Source organism: Mucilaginibacter sp. PAMC 26640 (genome assembly GCA_001596135.1).
GTDB lineage: Bacteria > Bacteroidota > Bacteroidia > Sphingobacteriales > Sphingobacteriaceae > Mucilaginibacter.
The window spans coordinates 945010-965215 of record CP014773.1 but is presented as its reverse complement, the minus strand read 5'-3'; the positions used below and the strand labels follow the sequence as shown (position 1 = coordinate 965215).

Genomic DNA, 20206 nt, shown 5'->3' with positions numbered 1-20206 from the left:
CTGATCACCAAGTTTACAAGAAATATTTACAGGGCACGAAGAATTTTCTTCGTGCCCTGTTTCGTAAATAGCAATATGTCATCCGCTTGCTTATATTTACCCCCATGCAAATTTTACCTCTGGTGCAGGAGTGGTGGCGGCATCAGTCCTGGTTAGAAATAACCGGGGTGATAACCGGCCTTGCCTGCGTATACCTGGCAGCCAAAAACAACATCTGGAACTGGCCAATTGCCATTATCAGCACCGCTATTTATATATACATTTATCATGGGGCCGCTTTATATGCCGATATGCTTCAGTACGTATACTTGTGCATTACCAGCATGTATGGATGGTATAACTGGAACCGCCGCCCAAGTGTGGAGGATAAAACGCCGATAATGTTGATAACCAGCAAGCAAATAATCGTATCGGTGCTGATTATACTCATTACAACACCTGCTCTGGGTTTCACCCTCATCACATTTACAAAAAAATTAAACTACAACCCGCCAGCTTACCCTTACCTGGATAGTTTTTGTACCGCATGTAGCTTTGTAGCTCAATACTTCCTCACCAAAAAAATACTGGAGAACTGGCTCATCTGGGTTTTTGTAGATATTATTTATACCGTTATTTACTTTAAAAAAGATCTTCAGTTTACATCAGGCATGTTTTTTATCCTCATTGTTATAGCCGCTTTAGGTTACATCGATTGGAAAAAGGAATACAAGAACCAGTTTGCTGCAATTAATGCATAATCCCCAATGCCAGAGAAACTAATTATTAAAATAGCAGTCGTTGGCCCGGAATCTACCGGTAAATCTACCATGTCGGCTTTTTTGGCCAAGCAATATCATACGGTTTGGGTGCCGGAATACGCCCGCGGCTATTGTGCTGCATTAACCGAAGCCCCCACCTGGCAGGATGAGATCAATATGTTTTATGGCCAGTTGGCACTGGAAGAAGCGATGCTGCCGCAGGCAAATCAATTGCTTATTTGCGATACCACGTTTATAACGGTTAAGGTATGGAGCGACCAGATGTTTGGTAGTTCGCCGCAGGAGGTACTGGATGAATTGCCGAAGCACCCTTATGACCTGTACCTGCTGCTTAATATTGACTTACCCTGGGAGGATGACCCGTTGCGCGATTTCCCGGACATGCGCGATCATTTCATGGATGTTTGGTATAAGGAACTAAATGATCTCGGTGCCAACTACATCCTCATCTCGGGCACAGGGCATGAAAGATATGAGCACGCCGTGAAAGCGATAGATGCCTATTTAAACGCCCATTAGCAGGCAAAAGCAGAATCACTTGTGGTTACTTAGCACAGCTGACCCAAGTGCGTATTTAATTTTACCGGATGGAAATTCGATAGGTGTATTTCAAAATGATGCATGATCCTCTGATTGGCGTCTTCTCTCCATATAAAACCTGCAAACGCATTAATTTTTAAGCACAGTGCAACGTTCGTATTTCCTGCGCGTCATTTAGTTCGAAACCTGTCAATAATTTGGAAGCTGTATTTATAGATAAACATTATCAACTGGTAGTTGAGTGTAAGCAGGGCAGTAAAAAAGCCTGCTACGAGTTGTATCGATTATATTCTAAAGCAATGTTGAACATTGCCTTTAGGATAGTGGGTAATGTTGGCGAGGCGGAGGACGTTTTGCAGGAATCATTTACAGATGCTTTTAAACGGCTGAAAGATTTCAGACAGGAGACAACATTTGGCCTTTGGCTCAAACAAATTGTGGTACATCGCTCAATTAACCTGTTACGCAAACGAAAGTTGGTTCTGGTGGAAGTTGAAGATGGGCACATGGATAACATTGCCGATGAGGAGCCCTGGGATGATGACGATTTACAATACAAAGTAGCGCAGGTAAAGGATGCTATGAAAGAACTGGCAGATGGGTACCGGGTTGTATTATCGCTTTATTTATTAGAGGGGTACGATCACGAAGAGATAGGCGAGGTTTTGGGCATAACAGAAAACACATCCAGAACCCAGTTCCTGAGAGCTAAACGAAAATTGAACGAGATATTAATAAGGAAAGGAATAACAAGATGAGCAAGCGATTGGAAGATTTTATGGACGGGCACAAGGAAGAATTTGACGACCTGCAGCCACGTGCTGATATCTGGAACAATATTTCAAACGAACTGGATGCCTGGGAGGCGGAGCAATTGCCAAAAAAGCGCGAAGCAAAAACGTTTACCCTTGGCTTTGTGCTAAGAGTAGCCGCCATGATCATAGTTGTTATGGGCATAGGGTTCGGTATATATATACAAAGCCAAAAAACGGCAGGCGCCGCGGGGGAAGTTAATTTAGCCGATATAAACCCAGCCTATGCCAAACAGCAAGTGCACTATGCATCGCTGATAGAAACTAAAAGAGTAGAATTAAAACAAGTAGCCAAATTTGACCCGCAGCTGTACAACGAGTTTAACAGCGAGCTGGTAAAAATGCAGGCTAATTATAAAAAACTAAGTAGTGACTTGGCCACCAGCCCTAACCAGGAACGTGTTTTACGTGCAATGATCCGGAACTTGCAGGTACAAACCGAGGTGCTTAATCAGCAATTGAGTGTGATAGAACAATTTAATCAAAGTAAAAAGCAACATCAAAATGGCACCAAAGATATTTAACCGGGCGCTTGCATTACTTGCAGGCATTGTACTTAGCACCACCGTATTTGCGCAGGTAACGCCACCGTTACCGCCAACCCCGCCGGTGCAGGATGAAGACATACATGTAGATTTTGATACCAAAGCCTTTGAAAAAAGTATGGCACATGTACAACTAAAGATGAAAGATCTGCAGGTGAGGATGAAAAAACTTACCATAAAGCAAAAAGCTGATATCAAACTGGTAATGAAGGATTTTAGTAAAACGTTCAGTAGCGATTTTGGTAAAAACTTTGCCGGGGCGTTTGATGGCCTGGTGCCAGATGTGAGCGAAAGCTTTAACGGATCGGTTAAAAACAATACCGATAATGAAGAATACAGGAAGAAAATTGCCAGCGGCGAGATCACCGAAAAAATAAAGAACTACAGCAAAAGCTACAGTGTAGATGGCAACGATTTATTGGAGTTAGATAATAGGTTCGGCAAAATAACCGTCAATACCTGGGCAAAGAACGAATTTAAGGTGGATGTGCAGATGAAATTCAGTTCGGAGAATGCCGATTATGTAAACAATATGATCCAAGGGGCTAGCGTGAGCGATAGCAAGGTAGGCTCTACGGTATCTTTCAAAACAAACTTGCCCAGCAGTAATAACAACGGTAACAGGCACCAAAGCATGGAGATTAACTATACCGTTTACATGCCAGCTGGTAATCCTGTGGACATCGAAAATAAATTTGGCTCTGTGGTCCTGCCAGATTTATCAGGCAAAGCAACCATCAGGGTATCGTACGGGGGGTTAACCGCGGGGGCGCTTACCAATAGTGAAAACGATGTAACTGTGAAGTTTGGTGATGCTAATATCGGTAATTTCAATAGCGGCAAAGTTGAGGTAGCGTACGGTAAATTAAAAACAGGTACCGTTAATAATATTGAGGCGGACATTAAGTTTTCATCAATTAATATCGATCGTCTAAAAGGTTCTGCAGATGTTACTGTAAAATATGGCGACGGGTTTCGCATTGGTACGGTAGAAAAAACTGTTAAAAGCATATATGTTAATGCGCAATTCACAAAGATCAACTTCGATTTTAGGCAACTGGGAAATTATACATTTGATGTAACCACCCGGTTTGGAGGATTCGATTATGATGATAACAATATGAAAGTTACATCCAAAACGCCCTCTGATGAAGACCGCGGCTGGTCATCTACAAAAAACTACAAAGGCTATATTGGCAACAGTGGTTCTGCTAATAAAATATCTATTACCGCCAGTTATACCGGCGTTAGCTTTTATTAGATTGCCAAATATCAGGTTTTTGCAAGCCCCTGCTATAAACGGCAGGGGTTTTGTTATTTTTAGGGCACACGCAAATTACCACGATGGAAATATTTACCGAACCGGAAACCTGGATCTCGCTCGTTACGCTCACCGTTTTAGAAATCGTGCTGGGCATAGATAACGTGATCTTCATCTCTATTCTGGCTGATAAGCTGCCGGTAGACCAGCAATCAAAGGGGCGGAGGGTAGGTTTGGGAATGGCCATGATCACCCGTATACTATTGCTGCTTTCTATTAGCTGGGTGATGACCCTCACCAGCCCGATATTCAATATTTCGGGATTAGTAGGCGCAACAGATCCGGATTGGATAGAAAAGCTGGCCATAAGTGGCCGCGATCTTATCCTCATCGTTGGCGGGTTATTTTTGATCTATAAAAGCACGGCCGAAATTCATCAAAAAATAGAAGGCGAGGAGGAAGATGAAGGCAAGGTAAAAGCGCACCCATTTTGGGGAACCATCTTCCAGATCATGCTGTTGGATATTGTCTTTTCGCTCGATTCTGTTATCACCGCCGTAGGCATGGCCCAGCACGTAGAGATCATGATAGCAGCAGTGGTCATTGCTGTAGGTATTATGATGTGGGCATCAGATACGGTAGCTGGTTTTGTAAACAAGCATCCAACGGTAAAAATGCTGGCCTTGTCGTTCCTGCTTCTAATAGGCGTTTCTCTGTTAGCCGAAGCATTTGAGCAACATATTCCTAAAGGTTATATTTATTTCGCAATGGCTTTCTCTATTTTGGTAGAGATGTTGAATTTAAAAATGCGGGCCAAACGGTCAGCTAATAGTGCAAAGGGTATAAAACGGTAAAAATATGACGTGGGTGTAACTACAACGATTCCTTCAGGCTAGTCTGTGCCTAATGCAATGGCGAACAAGTTGTTACCCTAATTTGCAGCATTATGCCGCCCGGGAATGTGATCAGGTTGCAGGTACCGGAATTTTTGCTGGCTGCTCTTTTATTGTGCTTAGTTTATATATTTATACATCAGCAGGATGAGGCTCTGAACGGTGGCCAGTTTACCATTTACTATTTTAAACCGAGATTATTTTTTCATATTTGTTTATATAATTACCTTTAAGTAAAGCAATGTCATCATTCCTCGTCGATTTAACTAACTGCGATAGAGAACCTATTCATATTCCCGGCAAAATCCAATCGCATGGTTTTATCATCGTGATAGATAGGAAGTGCATTGTTCGTTTCCACAGCGAAAACCTGGTTGAGTTTATGGATGATATCCCGGCTAATATCCTGGGTGTTCATATCAATACGATAGAAGCATTGGTTGGTAATAACGAATCGCCGGATTTTATTGGGCAATTGATCAATTTGGGCAAGGTAAACGGGTTTGAGCAGATCAATCCTTTTAAAACGGATGTCAATAACATGCCGTTCCATCTTATCATTTCTACAGCGGGCGATTATTATATGCTGGAATTTGAGCCGGCGCGGTCTGATAGCTCATCAGATGTACAGCGGATGATAGGCCGCTCCATATCTGAAATGCTGGCAGATAAAAACCTGCAGAACCTGTTAAACAACAGCGCAATACAAGTAAAGAACATCATCGGTTATGATAGGGTGATGATCTATCGCTTTGCCGAAGACGGCCATGGTGAGGTGGTTGCCGAATCTAAAACGGAAGAGTTGCCTTCATGGCTCGGCTTGCATTACCCTGCATCTGACATACCGAAACAGGCACGCGAGTTATACAAACACAACCTTACCCGGCTCATAGCTGATATCCATACAGTACCCTCAGCCATTATTGCAGAAGATAATGCCGGTGGTATTGAGCTGGATATGAGCAATTCCAGCTTGCGGGCAGTATCTCCTATCCATATTCAGTACCTGAAGAACATGGGGGTCGACTCCAGCTTCAGCATTTCCCTTATCTATAAAAAGGAACTTTGGGGGCTGATCGCCTGTCATAACTATAGCCCGCGGTTTATTGACTACCGCCAGCGCGAATCCGCTAAACTGATCGGTCAGATCCTCTCATCTGCTTTAGAATTTAGGCAGGATGAAGAGAATCAGCAAATCCAGGAAAAATACAAAAGCACAGTTGATCAGCTAAGCCGCCTGATGCTGAAAGATAACGAGATCGAATCGGCCCTAACAGAGCACGCGGTTAACTTGTTACACGCAGTGGATGCGGCAGGTGCTGTTTTATCGTTCGAAAACGGTATCAGGAAACTTGGGAACACACCGAACGATGAACAGCTGACCGCATTAGCCAACTGGCTAAAAAGCAACGTTAACGAGTCACTGTTTTTTACCGACCGTTTCCCTGATCAATATGCGCCCGCCGAAGCATTTAAGCAGCTGGCATCGGGTGTAATGGTGTTAACGCTTTCCCGTGAAATGGGAGAATACGTTATATGGTTTAAGCCCGAGCAATTGGAAACGATTACCTGGGCGGGCAACCCCGACAAACCTGTTGAGCCGGATGCAAACGGTATGATGCAGCTTTCGCCGAGGAAATCATTTGAGGCATGGTCGCAAACAGTAAGCGGGGCATCCAAACCATGGAGCAGCGAGGAGGTGAAATCTGCCATCAGGTTAAAAAGCGAAATCACTTACGCGATCAACCAAAAAGCGGGTGCCATCCGCCTGCTCAACGAGAAACTTAAGCTGGCTTACGAGGAACTGGATACCTTCAGCTATACCATATCTCATGACCTGAAGAACCCGATCACTGCCATTAAAAGTTACGCCCAGATCCTGATGCGTGACCCTGACATGAAACCAACTGCTGCCAAAATATTAGGGCGGATAAACGGCGGTGCTGATAAAATGAATAAGATGATCCAGGAAGTGCTGGAATATTCGAGAATTGGCCGGTCTGAGCTTGCGCTGAAAGAGGTTGACCTAAAAGCACTCATTACTGATCATGTGAACGATCTGCGGGTTGCTCTTGGTGCTGAACATGCTGAGATCATCATCGGGGATACACCCAAAATATATGGAGATCCCGGTATGCTGTCGCAGGTGTTTTCCAACATCCTGAGTAACGCTATTAAATATTCGATGAAAAGCGAGCCACCACGGGTAACCATAAACGGCACAGAAACCGAAACTGAGGTGGTTTACACCGTTAAAGATAATGGTTTGGGGATTGATATAAAAAATTTGCCGCGCATCTTCGAGCTATTTAAGCGGATGGATAATGTTACCGACATTGAAGGCTCAGGTGTTGGACTGGCCATTGTAAAGCGTATCATTGAAAAGCACAATGGAAAAATTTGGGTAGACAGCGAATTAGGCAGCGGTTCTACCTTTAACCTTTCATTTAATAAATAACTGTACGATATTCCCCGTCACCCGGGAGGGGTATATCGTACCGTGCATGGCTGGGATGGAGTCAGCCCTATGTCAAGCTAGCATATAAAGTGCTTGCTTTTAGTGCTTGCTACTGAACCATTCTCCAAATTTTAAGAAAGTTTCGTTCGCCGCGGCTATTACAACGGCCTCCTCCTCGGGGTTTTGAGCCTGTTGGTTCAATACCTCTTTAAAAGTATCCCACATTTGCTCGGTTTGCTCGCCATAGCCTGCAAAGAAGGATAAGCCCTTGTCTGTTAAGCCGAGGTGTTGCTGCATCATTTTACTGATGATCTTGCCGCCAAGGGTTGAACCCTCAATTACGTATAAAGCGCCGAGTGCCTGCAAATGCATCTTTATAGTTGGTAGCCATTCGCCGGAAGCTTTGGCAGGTAAATCACTACCCAAATCTTCCAGGTCATGGCCAAGCGCAGCTGTTTTTCGGCGCTGGTGACTATCCGGCAGCAATCCGGTGTCTATAAACTCATTTATCCGCGTTTCCAGGCCGCCAAAATAACCATAGAACAGTTTCAGGAGATCAGCATATTCCGTTTCGGACCGGATCGCTTTCAAGTTGCCAACCAGTGCTTTTTCAAGGATCTGATGGTTGATTTTGGTTTCTTCTTTTAATTTATCTGCTAGCATTGTATAATTCTCCGGGGTAAATGTAAGCGATATCAGCAAAAATAGTGCTGCTATAAATATCCGAATTTATTTAAGCGGATAATTGCTTCAGCTATTGCTATTTAAAAAATAAATATCTACCATTGTGTAGTATCGACACATAGTCTTTTTTGTTGTTGATTATGAACCAATTAATAAATATAATTTTCGTCAGCAGGCATTAGGGTTTAACCGCAGGGTGGCGGCGACTTGTAATGCCCTATTTTAAAAATTCATTAACATAAATATGAGCAAAAAATACCTTTTGCTGATCGCTATCCTCCCGGTAATGGCATCGGCACAAACAAAATTTACCGAAACTAAAAATGGCGATGTGGTAACCGTTGCCAATTCCGGCGGGCAAAAGCTGGGGTATTCTGCAACATCCGGCGTTAAAATTTTAACGGTAGGCGGTTTGGCATTTAAAGATCTCAACAAAAACGGCAAGCTGGATAAGTATGAAGACTGGCGTTTACCCGTTGAGGTGCGTGCAAAAGATCTGGCGGCCAAAATGAGCGTTGAGCAAATTGCCGGCCTGATGTTGTATAGCCGCCACCAGCCAATCCCTTCCGCTCCGGCTGGTCCGTTTGCGGGCACTTACGGCGGTAAGGTATTTGCCGAAAGCGGCGCCAATGCCTGGGATCTTTCAGATCAGCAAAAGAAATTTTTGAAAGAAGATAACGTTCGCCATGTGCTCATCACTTCGGTACAAAGCCCCGAGGTTGCCGCAAAATGGAATAACAACGCACAGGCCTATGTTGAGGGAATTGGCCTGGGCATCCCAAACAATAACAGCTCCGATCCGCGCCACGGTACTTTGGCCACGGCCGAATTTAATGCAGGTGCGGGCGGCAATATTTCCATGTGGCCCGGCTCATTAGGCATGGCCGCTACATTTGATCCGTCGGTTACCCAAAACTTCGGGCACATTGCCGCGCAGGAATACCGGGCTTTAGGTATTGCTACTGCCTTATCGCCACAGGTAGATATTGCAACCGATCCGCGGTGGAACCGTTTCAGCGGTACCTTTGGCGAGGATCCGCAATTATCCGCCGATATGGCACGTGCTTATACCGATGGTTTCCAAACATCAACCGGCGATAAAGAACTGGCCAATGGCTGGGGATACAACAGCGTAAACGCTATGGTTAAACACTGGCCCGGCGGCGGTGCCGGCGAGGGCGGGCGCGATGCGCATTACGGTTTTGGTAAATATGCGGTATATCCCGGCAATAATTTTGCCCAGCACATGATACCATTTACACAAGGTGCTTTTAAGCTTAATGGAAAAACCGGGATGGCTGCTGCAGTGATGCCGTATTATACCATCAGCTGGAAACAGGATACCAAAAATCAGGAGAACGTAGCCAATAATTACAATAAGTATATCATTACCGATCTGTTGCGCAACAAATACCATTACGACGGCGTGGTATGTACCGACTGGCTGGTAACCGGCGACGAAACCGTGCTCAACAGTTTCCTTTCCGGTAAATCATGGGGAATGGAGAAAGCAACCATCGCGGAGCGCCATTACAAGATCCTGATGGCTGGGGTTGACCAGTTTGGCGGTAACAACGATATGGTGCCGGTAATGGCGGCCTATCAAATGGGGGTTAAAGAACATGGTGAAGTGTTTATGCGTGCCCGGTTCGAGCAATCTGCCGTGCGCTTATTAAGGGGCATATTCCGTACGGGATTATTTGAGAATCCGTACCTGGATGCCGAAGCTACCAAAAAAACAGTAGGCAGCCCGGAGTTTATGGCAGCAGGTTACCAGGCGCAGTTAAAATCAATTGTGCTGTTAAAAAACAAAGGCGGTGTATTGCCGCTGCAAACCGGCAAAACGGTTTACGTGCCTAAAAAATTCACACCGGCGGGGGTGAACTTCCTGGGGATGAAAACGCCGGAGCGCCTGGAATACCCGGTAAACATGGAGACCGTTAAAAAATATTTTAAGGTCACCGACAATCCGGATGAAGCTGATTATGCGCTGGTTTTTATCGCTAGTCCGATAGGCCACGGCGGTTACAGTGCCGATGATGTGAAAGCAGGTGGCAACGGCTATTTACCGGTATCCCTGCAATACGGGCCGTATACCGCAACAACCGCCCGGGCTACCAGTATTGCCGGCGGCGACCCATTAGAAACTTTTACCAACAGGAGCTATAAAGATAAATCGGAAACCACGACCAATGTTACCGACCTGGCCATGGTAAACGATACTTATGCGAAAATGAAAGGCAAGCCGGTGATTGTATCGGTTAACGTAAACAACCCAATGGTGTTTACCGAGCTGGAAAAGCAAGCCAGCGCGATCATCGCGGATTTTGGCGTACAGGGACAGGCCAGTTTGGATATCCTTACCGGCAAAGCAGAACCATCTGCCTTACTGCCACTGCAAATGCCGGCTGATATGATAACCGTGGAAGCCCAATTTGAAGATGTACCGCATGATATGAAAGTATTTGTTGACAGCGAAGGGCACAAGTATGATTTTGGTTACGGATTGAACTGGAAGGGCGTTATTAAAGATGCGCGCACAGCTAAGTATAATCTGAAGCCATAGCCCTGGCCCCATATCAATCTTCAGACTTTCGATAGCTTAGGATTAAAACAGGCACAGTGAAAGATTAGATTAATATGCAGTAAACAGCCCTTGTAACAAACATAAAGCTGTTTTAATTAGTATATTAGTTAATCACATACTGTAGGTATCTCTATGTTTTATATAATTTATATGAGCAAAGCTGTAAAGCTGATGCAGGAAGAAGATTTAAATGCGGTACTGAAAGAATCGCGGGATTGGAATAAAACTCATGAACTCACAGGTATGCTACTCTATATCCGGGGCCATATCCTCAGCCATATTGAGGGGCGTTTTATCCAGGTGATTGAGGGCCCTGAAGATGAGGTGAAATACATTTTTGAAAGGATCAATAAAGACAAAAGGCATCAGGCTATCACCGTTTTGAAACAGGGAGTCATAAAAAAGAGAAATTTTGAAAACTGGCAGATGGGCTTTGAGTCACTATTTACAGAAGAATTTGAAGCCAAAGAAGGGCATTTTGAACTGAACGACGCTTTTCTGGAAAGTGGAAAATTGCAGCGGCTCAATGTTGCGCTGAGTTTTCTCAAAAGCTTTTATAATATGAGCTTACCTAAAAAAGATGAGGCAGATGTTGCATAGCGCCAGCTGGCTAGACGGGAAGTGTGCACCTGACTTTACAAATATGAACGTCAATTAAACGCTATGAAACGCTTACTTTTATTGCCGCTTATTTTGTTTGCTGCCGGCGTAATGGCGCAGAGCCTGCCAAAAGTTATTAAAACAGATGCCGGTTTACTTTCCGGTTCGATGAATGCTGATGAAACCATCAGCGTATACAGAGGTATCCCCTTTGCTGCCCCGCCGGTTGGCGATCTGCGCTGGAAAGCCCCGCAGGCGTTAAAGCCATGGTCAGGCGTAAAGACTTGCACCGACTTTTCTAAGATGCCGATCCAGGGCAAACCAAATGAATTTGGTGTTTACACCCGCGAGTTCCTGATCAAAGATGAAGCACTAAGCGAGGATTGCCTGTACCTGAATGTTTGGACAGGAGCCAAATCACCGGCAGAAAAGCGCCCGGTTATCGTTTGGATCTATGGCGGCGGTTTCGGCAGCGGCGGTACCAACGTGCCGATTTATGATGGCGAGGCATTGGCCAAAAAAGGGGTAATACTGGTAAGTGTAAATTACAGGGTAGGTGTTTTAGGTTTCCTGGCACATCCCGAATTATCGGCAGAATCGCCCAATCACGCTTCCGGTAACTACGGCTTGATGGATCAGCTGGCCGGGGTAAAATGGGTAAAGAACAATATCGCAGCCTTTGGAGGAGATCCAAACAATGTTACCATTGCGGGCCAGTCCGCCGGTTCAATGAGCGTAAATTACCTGGTTGCGTCGCCATTAGGCAAAGGCTTGTTTAAACGTGCCATTGCCGAAAGCGGTGCGGTTTTTCTGGATGGTCCCTTTGGTGGCGTAAACTTAAAGCAGGCCGAAGAAGAGGGCGTTAAAACAGCTTCCAGGCTTGGCGCCAAATCTTTGGCCGACCTGCGGAAATTATCCACATACCAATTGCTTAAACAAAATGGCGGGCGGCCAATTATAGATGGCTATGTAGTGCCTCAATCCATATCGGCAATATTTGCGGCCGGGAAAGAAAACCAGGTGGCTGTATTAACCGGCTGGAATACAGATGACGCATTCATTGGTAAACTAAAAAGCGCCGCTGAATACAAGGCTGATATCGAAAAACGATACCCGGCAGATGCTGCAGCCTATTTAAAAAACTATCCGGGAAACACAGATGCCGAAGCGGAACGGTCACAGATCAATATATCCCGGGATATCACCTTTGGGGTTCAAAATTATACCTGGGCTAATGTACAAAGTACGAAAGGTACGGCCAAAGTTTACCTGTACCGTTTTACCCGCCGTTTGCCTGCTACCGAAGATTTTAAAAAATATGGTGCTTTCCATACCGGCGAAGTTGGGTATGTATTTAATAACCTCAAATTCCTGAACCGCCCTTTCGAGCCAGTAGACCAGCAACTGGCAGATCAGATCTCGTCCTACTGGGTAAACTTTGCTAAAACCGGTAATCCTAACGGCAATAACCTACCCGTATGGCCTGCCTATAATACCACCGGGAAGCAGGTAATGATTTTAGGCGAAAAACCAGCAGCCACCACCCTGCCGGATGATGCCGCATTAAAATTTATGGTAAAGCAGACGATCAGGTAGAGACGCAATACTTTGCGTATTAGTACGTAGGGTCGCGCCGGAATTATTTGATTGTTATGGATCAATTTACACATTACGCTTATGGTATTGACTTTTGAATTCTTAAAAGTTTTTAATGTGCATAGCTGTGGCCAGTATATTTTGGCTCGTTTATCAAACGGCATAGCCGGTTTTGAGATGAAGGAAGGGGCATCTTTTGGTGGAATAGCCATCGATACGTATATCGAAATGCCACGAATAATCGGCGGCCACGACGAACCCCATTTGGATCTATTTGTCTTTCGGCCATTAAATTTGTTGAATAAAGATGAATTTATTGAGGGGCAGCCGGCCGAATTGATTATCCCGGATTAAAGCGCATCATAAATAAACCATCCCGGCAGTAGATCATAATGCAACTTATTGCAGTTTCTGTTGTATATTATTGGCATGGTTACAAAAGGGCAGCAGGTTATCCAAACATGGTATAAGCAAAAGCAATGGAAGCAGTTCCCGTTTCAAAAAGAAATGGAGGAGGCTTACCTTTCCGGCTTTTCTGGTTTGCTAAACGCACCTACCGGCAGCGGTAAAACCTTTGCACTGTTCCTGCCGTTCCTGGCGGGTTATATCAATCAAAATCCGGATACCTATCAAACTAAAAGCAACAACGGCTTACAAATGCTTTGGATCACCCCGTTACGGGCGTTAACCAACGATATTCGCAAAGCCATGCAGGAAGTGTGCGATGAGTTGGGCATGCCCTGGCGCATCATGACCCGCACGGGGGATACTTCCGCAGCAGATAAAGCAGCACTAAAAAAACGCCTGCCCGAGGTGCTTCTTACCACACCGGAAAGCCTTCATTTAATGCTCGCCCAAAAAGAATACGACAAAGTATTTAAGGGCCTGCAAGTATTTGTATGCGATGAGTGGCACGAATTGCTCGGCACCAAACGCGGCGTGCAGGTGGAACTGGGGTTAAGCAAGTTGAAGGTATTAGCGTCGCCAACGGCGGGTGGTGCGCTTCCGGTCTCGGATGTCAAATCTCAGATCTCCAATCTCAAAGTTTGGGGGATCTCTGCCACCATTGGCAATCTCGAGCAAGCCGCCGAGGTGCTTTTAGGCAATGATTTTCCACCGGAACGCATTAAAATGGTAAGGGCGAATATTGAAAAGCGACTGTTGATCGAATCCGTCATCCCCGAAAATATTGAGAACTATTCCTGGGCGGGCCACATCGGTGTTAAGCTGTTGCCTCAGGTGATGAAAATCGTTGCTAAGAGCAAAACTACGCTCATCTTTACCAATACCCGTTCGCAGGCGGAGATCTGGTATCATGCCATTATAGATAACTACCCCGAGTACGCCGGCATTATGGCCATGCACCATGGGTCGCTGGATAACGAATTACGCAATTGGGTAGAGCAGGCCCTGCATGCCGAAGCGCTGAAAGTTGTGGTTTGTACCTCAAGTCTCGATCTTGGTGTCGATTTCCGGCCGGTAGATACGGTGGTACAGGTGGGCAGCCCAAAAGGTGTTGCGCGGTTTATGCAGCGTGCGGGCCGAAGCGGGCACCATCCCGGGGCGATATCCAAGGCTTATTTTGTTCCAACCCACTCTTTAGAACTGTTAGAAGGCGCGGCATTGAAGCAGGCTATAAAAAATGGCGTCTTTGAAAGTCGTGATCCAATGTTGCTGACGATGGATGTACTGATCCAATATATGGTTACGCTGGCGGTATCCGATGGGTTTCGTGCCGACGAACTCTACAAAGAAGTAAAATCCACCTTTGCCTTTGCCGATCTGCGCCGGGATGAATTTAACCAGCTGCTGGATTTTATTACCAACGGCGGCAAAACGCTTGCACAATACGATGAGTTTTTAAAGGTAGAGGTAGAGAACGGCCTGTTTAAAGTAAATAACCGAAGGGTAGCCATGCGCCATCGCCTAAGTATCGGAACAATCACCAGCGAACTCAGTATCCGGGTAAAGTGGCTCAGCGGCGGCAGCCTCGGTACCTTGGAGGAGGGTTTCATTGCTAAACTGAAGCCTGGTGATACCTTTTGGTTTGCCGGGAGGAGTTTAGAGTTTATCAAAGTGAAGGAGATGAGTGCGTTCGTTAAAAAATCCACCAAAACAAAAGGATTGATTCCCAGCTGGGCGGGTGGACGGATGCCGCTTTCATCTCAACTTTCTGCAGTATTCCGCGATAAACTGGATGAAGTAGCACACGGTATTGAAGCAGACGTTGAAGTAAAGGCCCTAAAACCTTTGTTCGATCTGCAAAAGAAATTATCGCACCTGCCCGAAAGCCACGAGTTTTTGATTGAATCTTTCAAGTCCCGCGAAGGGCATCACCTGCTGTTTTACCCTTTCGAAGGAAGATTGGTACACGAGGGGATGGCAAGTTTGCTGGCCTATCGTATTGCTAAGATCAGGCCCTCCAGCTTTTCCATCGCCATGAATGATTATGGTTTTGAATTGCTTACCGATGAAGATATCCCGATTGAAGAAGCCCTGGAAGATGCCTCTTTTTTCTCTATCGATAATTTGATAGACGATATTCAGAACAGTTTGAATGCGAATGAAATGGCGCGCCGCCGGTTTAGGGACATCGCCCACATCGGCGGGTTGATATTTACCGGCTACCCGGGCCAGCAGGTTAAGAACAAGCACCTTCAGGCATCCACATCATTGTTATTTGAAGTTTTCAACGAGTACGAGCCGGATAACTTGCTGGTGCGACAGGCATATAATGAGGCATTGGCCTTTCAACTGGAAGAGTTTCGCTTAAGAGCGGCCCTGCAGCGCATCCAAACCCAAAGCATTATTCTCAAGACGATCGAGCGGCCCACCCCTTTTGCCTTTCCCATTTTAGTGGATAGCATGGGCAGGGAAAAACTCACCACTGAAACCATGGAAAAGCGGATTGCCAAAATGGCCCGCCGCTACGATGTTGATGAAAGCGATGCAGAAAAAATTGCCCCAAAACCACGAAAGGCTGGCGTTACCAGAAGGAAAGGCTTTTAGGTATCATTAGTTAAATAATCGCCTTAATTAGTATTTTTTATGGCGTTACCTTCGGCCCGCGCTTTCCAGGGCTGCGCTTTGCTCCGGCCACACCCGCCCCGCCCTTACCCACCCCGGCGTGGCTAAACCCTTGCAATCGCTAACGTGTGCTTGTCATCTCAGCGTATCAAATCAGAATCAAGAGGTAAAACTGTAAATCAAAACTCCCTTTAGGCAGTTGGGGGGCTCGTCATTATTCTGATCTCCTTCGGATAATAATTATTAATACGATTCGGCAGTAATTTAGCCCAGCCCAAAGCCAGGCCCTCATAAGCCATCAGGCTCCAGCCTTTTTCGGTAACTTCAATAGCGATATGATCACGGCGCAGGTATTGTATGGCCTGTTCTTTGGTTAAATCAGTTATTAAAACCTTGTCTTTATTAATAGCCAGGCTCAAAGCCAGTTCATGGTCGGGTATCAGGTCGTTCCCGGCCAGTTTGCCAATGCGCACCCCCGACTTTTTGATATACAAATGCCGGTGTAGAATATTAAGGCTCTCCTTATGCTCGCGGTTCATGGCCAGCCAGTCATCATTTACTTTAAACAGGTAAAAATCGTCGGGACTTTTAAGGTACATTTTAACCAGGTCCATTTCTTTCGCGGGCAGTTTTTGCTGGCCATTGTTTTTATAATTGGATAAGCCACCGCTGCTGGCTTTTTTGCGCAGGCAGCTGGCATACAAACCTTCGCCCTGCACTTTACCGGGGTAAAAGCGATAGCCCCATGCTCCTTTAACGGCAGATTGCGTTTCCACAATACCCCACTCCTTATCTATAGGGATCCGCACACTTTCCAGGTCGAATTCGGTGCATAGCCAATCGAGTATGTCCTCATTTTCCTGGTGCGAATAGGAGCAGGTACTATATATAAGGTAGCCGTCCTCTTTTAATGCAGGGTAAATATCAGCCAGGATGCGTTCCTGACGCTGGTGGCAAAGGTTCACGTTGCCTTCGCTCCACTCATTCATGGCGGCGGCATCTTTACGGAACATGCCCGATCCTGAACAGGGCGCGTCAACCAGTACCACATCAAAAAAACTATGTATAGCGTTAAAATCTTTAGGATCGTTATTGGTGACGATCACATTGCTTGTTCCCCACCGGCTCAGGTTATCTGTTAGTATAGGTACCCGTGTTTTAATAATCTCATTTGCAACCAGCAGGTCTGTGCTTTCCAGCGCAGAATTTAGAAGCGTGCTTTTGCCCCCGGGCGCCGCGCACAAGTCCAACACTTTAATGGGTTCATCTTTTTCGGGGCGGATGAAATTTAAGATATGAGCAATAAACATGGAGGATGCTTCCTGTACGTAGTAGGCTCCTGCGTGGAAGAGGGGGTCGAAAGTAAAGGATGGCCGGGTATCCAGATAGAAACCTTCTGCACACCAGGGTACCCGTTTGTCACTTTTAGCCGCAGAAGCTTTAAAAGGATTCATTCTTATTGACGTAATTGTTGCACCAGACTCATGTTCGCGCACAAAATTGGTCCTGTCGAAACCGGGTTCGTTAGTTAATGAGTCGAGAAAATTGGGTGGGAATGTGTAATTATCCATATCAATTTCAAACTTACGCAAAAAAAATCTGGCCGCTTTTGTGTTTTTGGGCAGAAATGGGGCTTGCCTGTAATCAAATTTACGCGCTCTTAACGTACATTTAATAATGGTTGTTTGCATGTACGGATTGCTTTATCAGTTATTGGCACATGTTGCTATACTTTAAGTTGGTTCACTTTCAGCCAGTTAAATCATTGTTTTAATTATTTCAAATTTCTTTTGGACGGAGAGTGCCTTTCTGCTTACATTTGTATCCGCTCAAACGAAAGGGCGTTGTTTTTTGAAGATCAGGCAAATAAAAGAAAGTTAAAGAAAAGTGAAAATTTCACTTGACAAACACTCAAAATATTTGCACCTTTGCAACCCGCAAATGAGGCAACGAAAATGTGGGAAGTACATTGAAAAACAGACTTTAAAAATTAAAAAAAATAAAGTTTGGAATTAGAATAAAGGTTCTTACCTTTGCAATCCCAAAACGAGGGAGAAAAAATCGGAAGCGGTTTTGGAAAAGGAGTTAGGGACCGGGAGCAATTCCTGGTAACAAAATAATGAAAGTTTAAGCATCGCAATGATGTAATGACATATAGGGAGTCTGCGACAGACTACTCAACAAGTTCTTAAAAGAGATAGAAAATAAAATTATGCAGCGTAACGGTTGAGAGACGGTTAGCTGAAGAAAAAAGAAGCTTAAAAGATCAAATAGCGGATAATGTAAGAGAATATTTTTTTTTACAAGTTTCTATTGATTGAGTTTAATAGGGCTTGGAGCAAACAACAACATTATACAATGGAGAGTTTGATCCTGGCTCAGGATGAACGCTAGCGGCAGGCCTAATACATGCAAGTCGGACGGGATTTGGGAGCTTGCTCCTGATGAGAGTGGCGCACGGGTGCGTAACACGTATGTAACCTACCTTAATCTGGGGGATAGCCTCTCGAAAGAGAGATTAACACCGCATAACATCACATTGCGGCATTGCAGAGTGATCAAATATTTATAGGATTAAGATGGGCATGCGGAACATTAGCTAGTTGGTAAGGTAATGGCTTACCAAGGCTACGATGTTTAGGGGATCTGAGAGGATGACCCCCCACACTGGTACTGAGACACGGACCAGACTCCTACGGGAGGCAGCAGTAAGGAATATTGGTCAATGGGCGGAAGCCTGAACCAGCCATGCCGCGTGCAGGAAGACGGCCCTACGGGTTGTAAACTGCTTTTGTACCGGAATAAACCTTTCTTCGTGAAGAGAGCTGAATGTACGGTAAGAATAAGGATCGGCTAACTCCGTGCCAGCAGCCGCGGTAATACGGAGGATCCGAGCGTTATCCGGATTTATTGGGTTTAAAGGGTGCGTAGGCGGCCAGTTAAGTCAGGGGTGAAAGACGGTAGCTCAACTATCGCAGTGCCTTTGATACTGACGGGCTTGAATACACTTGAGGTAGGCGGAATGTGACAAGTAGCGGTGAAATGCATAGATATGTCACAGAACACCAATTGCGAAGGCAGCTTACTAAAGTGTGATTGACGCTGAGGCACGAAAGCGTGGGGATCAAACAGGATTAGATACCCTGGTAGTCCACGCCCTAAACGATGAATACTCGATGTTGGCGATATACGGTCAGCGTCTAAGCGAAAGCGTTAAGTATTCCACCTGGGGAGTACGCCCGCAAGGGTGAAACTCAAAGGAATTGACGGGGGCCCGCACAAGCGGAGGAGCATGTGGTTTAATTCGATGATACGCGAGGAACCTTACCCGGGCTTGAAAGTTAGTGAATGATCCAGAGACGGATCAGCTCTTCGGAGCACGAAACTAGGTGCTGCATGGCTGTCGTCAGCTCGTGCCGTGAGGTGTTGGGTTAAGTCCCGCAACGAGCGCAACCCCTATGTTTAGTTGCCAGCACGTTAAGGTGGGGACTCTAAACAGACTGCCTATGCAAATAGAGAGGAAGGAGGGGACGACGTCAAGTCATCATGGCCCTTACGTCCGGGGCTACACACGTGCTACAATGGATGGTACAGCGGGCAGCTACCTGGCAACAGGATGCCAATCTCGTAAAGCCATTCACAGTTCGGATCGGGGTCTGCAACTCGACCCCGTGAAGTTGGATTCGCTAGTAATCGCGTATCAGCAATGACGCGGTGAATACGTTCCCGGGCCTTGTACACACCGCCCGTCAAGCCATGGAAGCTGGAAGTGCCTGAAGTGCGTAACCGTAAGGAGCGTCCTAGGGTAAAGTCGGTAACTGGGGCTAAGTCGTAACAAGGTAGCCGTACCGGAAGGTGTGGCTGGAATACCTCCTTTCTGGAGCATTATCCGCAGATCTAAAGCAACAAAATCTTTTTTCAGAAGTAAACGGTAACGAATTGTTACCTGCATGATTATTTTCTTATTAACTCTAAAAAACAACCCGGAAGATGAAGCCATCAGTGGTTCAGCCATTAGAGTGGCAGTATTGTAGGTAAAAAACAGTCCTGTAGCTCAGCTTGGTTAGAGCACTACACTGATAATGTAGGGGTCAGCAGTTCAAATCTGCTCGGGACTACGATAGGCGAGTATTAAGTAGCAAGTATCAGGTATCAAGACACCAACAGGTGTGAATACGCAATACGAGGCACTGCATACGAATCTGAAAGGGGGATTAGCTCAGCTGGCTAGAGCACCTGCCTTGCACGCAGGGGGTCAACGGTTCGAATCCGTTATTCTCCACGATGCTTCGCAGTAGCAAGTAGCTGGTATCAAGTAGCAAGATAAGTCTTGATACGATACTAACGACTTGATACGAACAAGCAAAACGTTCTTTGACATATTGGAAGAAGTAAATTAAAGAGAAAACAACAGTAGAGGACTGTTGCAGGCTTTAAAAGAT

15 protein-coding genes, 2 tRNA genes and 1 rRNA gene are annotated in these 20206 nt (G+C 45.6%); 16 read left to right on the top strand and 2 right to left on the bottom strand.

The window, feature by feature from the left end:
* Positions 1-104 precede the first annotated feature (104 nt).
* From A0256_04225 to A0256_04190, 8 genes are all read left to right on the top strand, one after another.
* Positions 105-740: a nicotinamide mononucleotide transporter gene (locus A0256_04225; protein AMR30683.1), complete on the top strand. Its 636-nt coding sequence runs from the start codon at positions 105-107 to the stop codon at positions 738-740.
* Between the two features lie 6 nt (positions 741-746).
* A complete protein-coding gene (locus A0256_04220) occupies positions 747-1280 on the top strand; it encodes a NadR (protein ID AMR30682.1) in 534 nt (177 codons plus the stop codon).
* 218 nt (positions 1281-1498) lie between these two features.
* On the top strand, positions 1499-2059 hold the full coding sequence (locus tag A0256_04215) for an RNA polymerase subunit sigma-24 (protein ID AMR30681.1): 561 nt from the start codon (positions 1499-1501) through the stop codon (positions 2057-2059).
* Positions 2056-2637, top strand: coding sequence for a hypothetical protein (locus A0256_04210; protein AMR30680.1), 582 nt, complete (start codon positions 2056-2058; stop codon positions 2635-2637). The genes A0256_04215 and A0256_04210 overlap by 4 nt, the downstream gene beginning before the upstream one ends.
* A complete protein-coding gene (locus A0256_04205) occupies positions 2618-3919 on the top strand; it encodes a hypothetical protein (GenBank protein ID AMR30679.1) in 1302 nt (433 codons plus the stop codon). Before A0256_04210 ends, A0256_04205 begins: the two co-directional genes overlap by 20 nt.
* A gap of 83 nt (positions 3920-4002) precedes the next feature.
* Positions 4003-4773 (top strand): hypothetical protein, encoded by a 771-nt coding sequence (locus A0256_04200; GenBank protein ID AMR30678.1) that lies wholly within the window; start codon positions 4003-4005, stop codon positions 4771-4773.
* A 92-nt stretch (positions 4774-4865) separates the two neighbouring features.
* The gene (locus A0256_04195; protein AMR30677.1) at positions 4866-5045 is read left to right on the top strand and encodes a hypothetical protein; all 180 of its coding nucleotides are present in this window, start codon (positions 4866-4868) and stop codon (positions 5043-5045) included.
* Between the two features lie 8 nt (positions 5046-5053).
* Entirely contained in the window at positions 5054-7270 is a 2217-nt protein-coding gene (locus tag A0256_04190; protein AMR30676.1) for a histidine kinase, read from the top strand.
* Positions 7271-7369: 99 nt separating this feature from the next.
* Here the strand turns inward: A0256_04190 and A0256_04185 are convergent, their stop codons facing one another.
* Entirely contained in the window at positions 7370-7933 is a 564-nt protein-coding gene (locus A0256_04185) for a hypothetical protein (protein AMR30675.1), read from the bottom strand.
* A 265-nt stretch (positions 7934-8198) separates the two neighbouring features.
* Here A0256_04185 and A0256_04180 point away from each other — a divergent pair, with 265 nt between their 5' ends.
* From A0256_04180 to A0256_04160, 5 genes are all read left to right on the top strand, one after another.
* Positions 8199-10520: a beta-glucosidase gene (locus A0256_04180; GenBank protein ID AMR30674.1), complete on the top strand. Its 2322-nt coding sequence runs from the start codon at positions 8199-8201 to the stop codon at positions 10518-10520.
* Positions 10521-10691: 171 nt separating this feature from the next.
* Positions 10692-11141, top strand: coding sequence for a hypothetical protein (locus A0256_04175; protein ID AMR30673.1), 450 nt, complete (start codon positions 10692-10694; stop codon positions 11139-11141).
* A 63-nt stretch (positions 11142-11204) separates the two neighbouring features.
* A complete protein-coding gene (locus tag A0256_04170) occupies positions 11205-12737 on the top strand; it encodes an esterase (GenBank protein ID AMR30672.1) in 1533 nt (510 codons plus the stop codon).
* Between the two features lie 81 nt (positions 12738-12818).
* Positions 12819-13091 carry a hypothetical protein gene (locus A0256_04165; protein AMR30671.1) on the top strand — a complete coding sequence of 91 codons (273 nt, stop codon included), beginning with the start codon at positions 12819-12821 and terminating at the stop codon, positions 13089-13091.
* 75 nt (positions 13092-13166) lie between these two features.
* A complete protein-coding gene (locus A0256_04160; protein AMR30670.1) occupies positions 13167-15746 on the top strand; it encodes a DNA ligase-associated DEXH box helicase in 2580 nt (859 codons plus the stop codon).
* 209 nt (positions 15747-15955) lie between these two features.
* Here A0256_04160 and A0256_04155 read toward each other — a convergent pair whose 3' ends face one another.
* The gene (locus tag A0256_04155) at positions 15956-17335 is read right to left on the bottom strand and encodes a hypothetical protein (protein AMR34422.1); all 1380 of its coding nucleotides are present in this window, start codon (positions 17333-17335) and stop codon (positions 15956-15958) included.
* 783 nt (positions 17336-18118) lie between these two features.
* Between A0256_04155 and A0256_04150 the strand changes: the two genes are divergently transcribed.
* The 3 genes from A0256_04150 (at position 18119) to A0256_04140 (ending at position 20049) form a co-directional block, all read left to right on the top strand.
* Positions 18119-19648 (top strand): 16S ribosomal RNA (locus tag A0256_04150).
* A gap of 159 nt (positions 19649-19807) precedes the next feature.
* A tRNA-Ile gene (locus tag A0256_04145) sits at positions 19808-19885 on the top strand.
* An 87-nt stretch (positions 19886-19972) separates the two neighbouring features.
* A tRNA-Ala gene (locus tag A0256_04140) sits at positions 19973-20049 on the top strand.
* Positions 20050-20206: the final 157 nt, after the last annotated feature.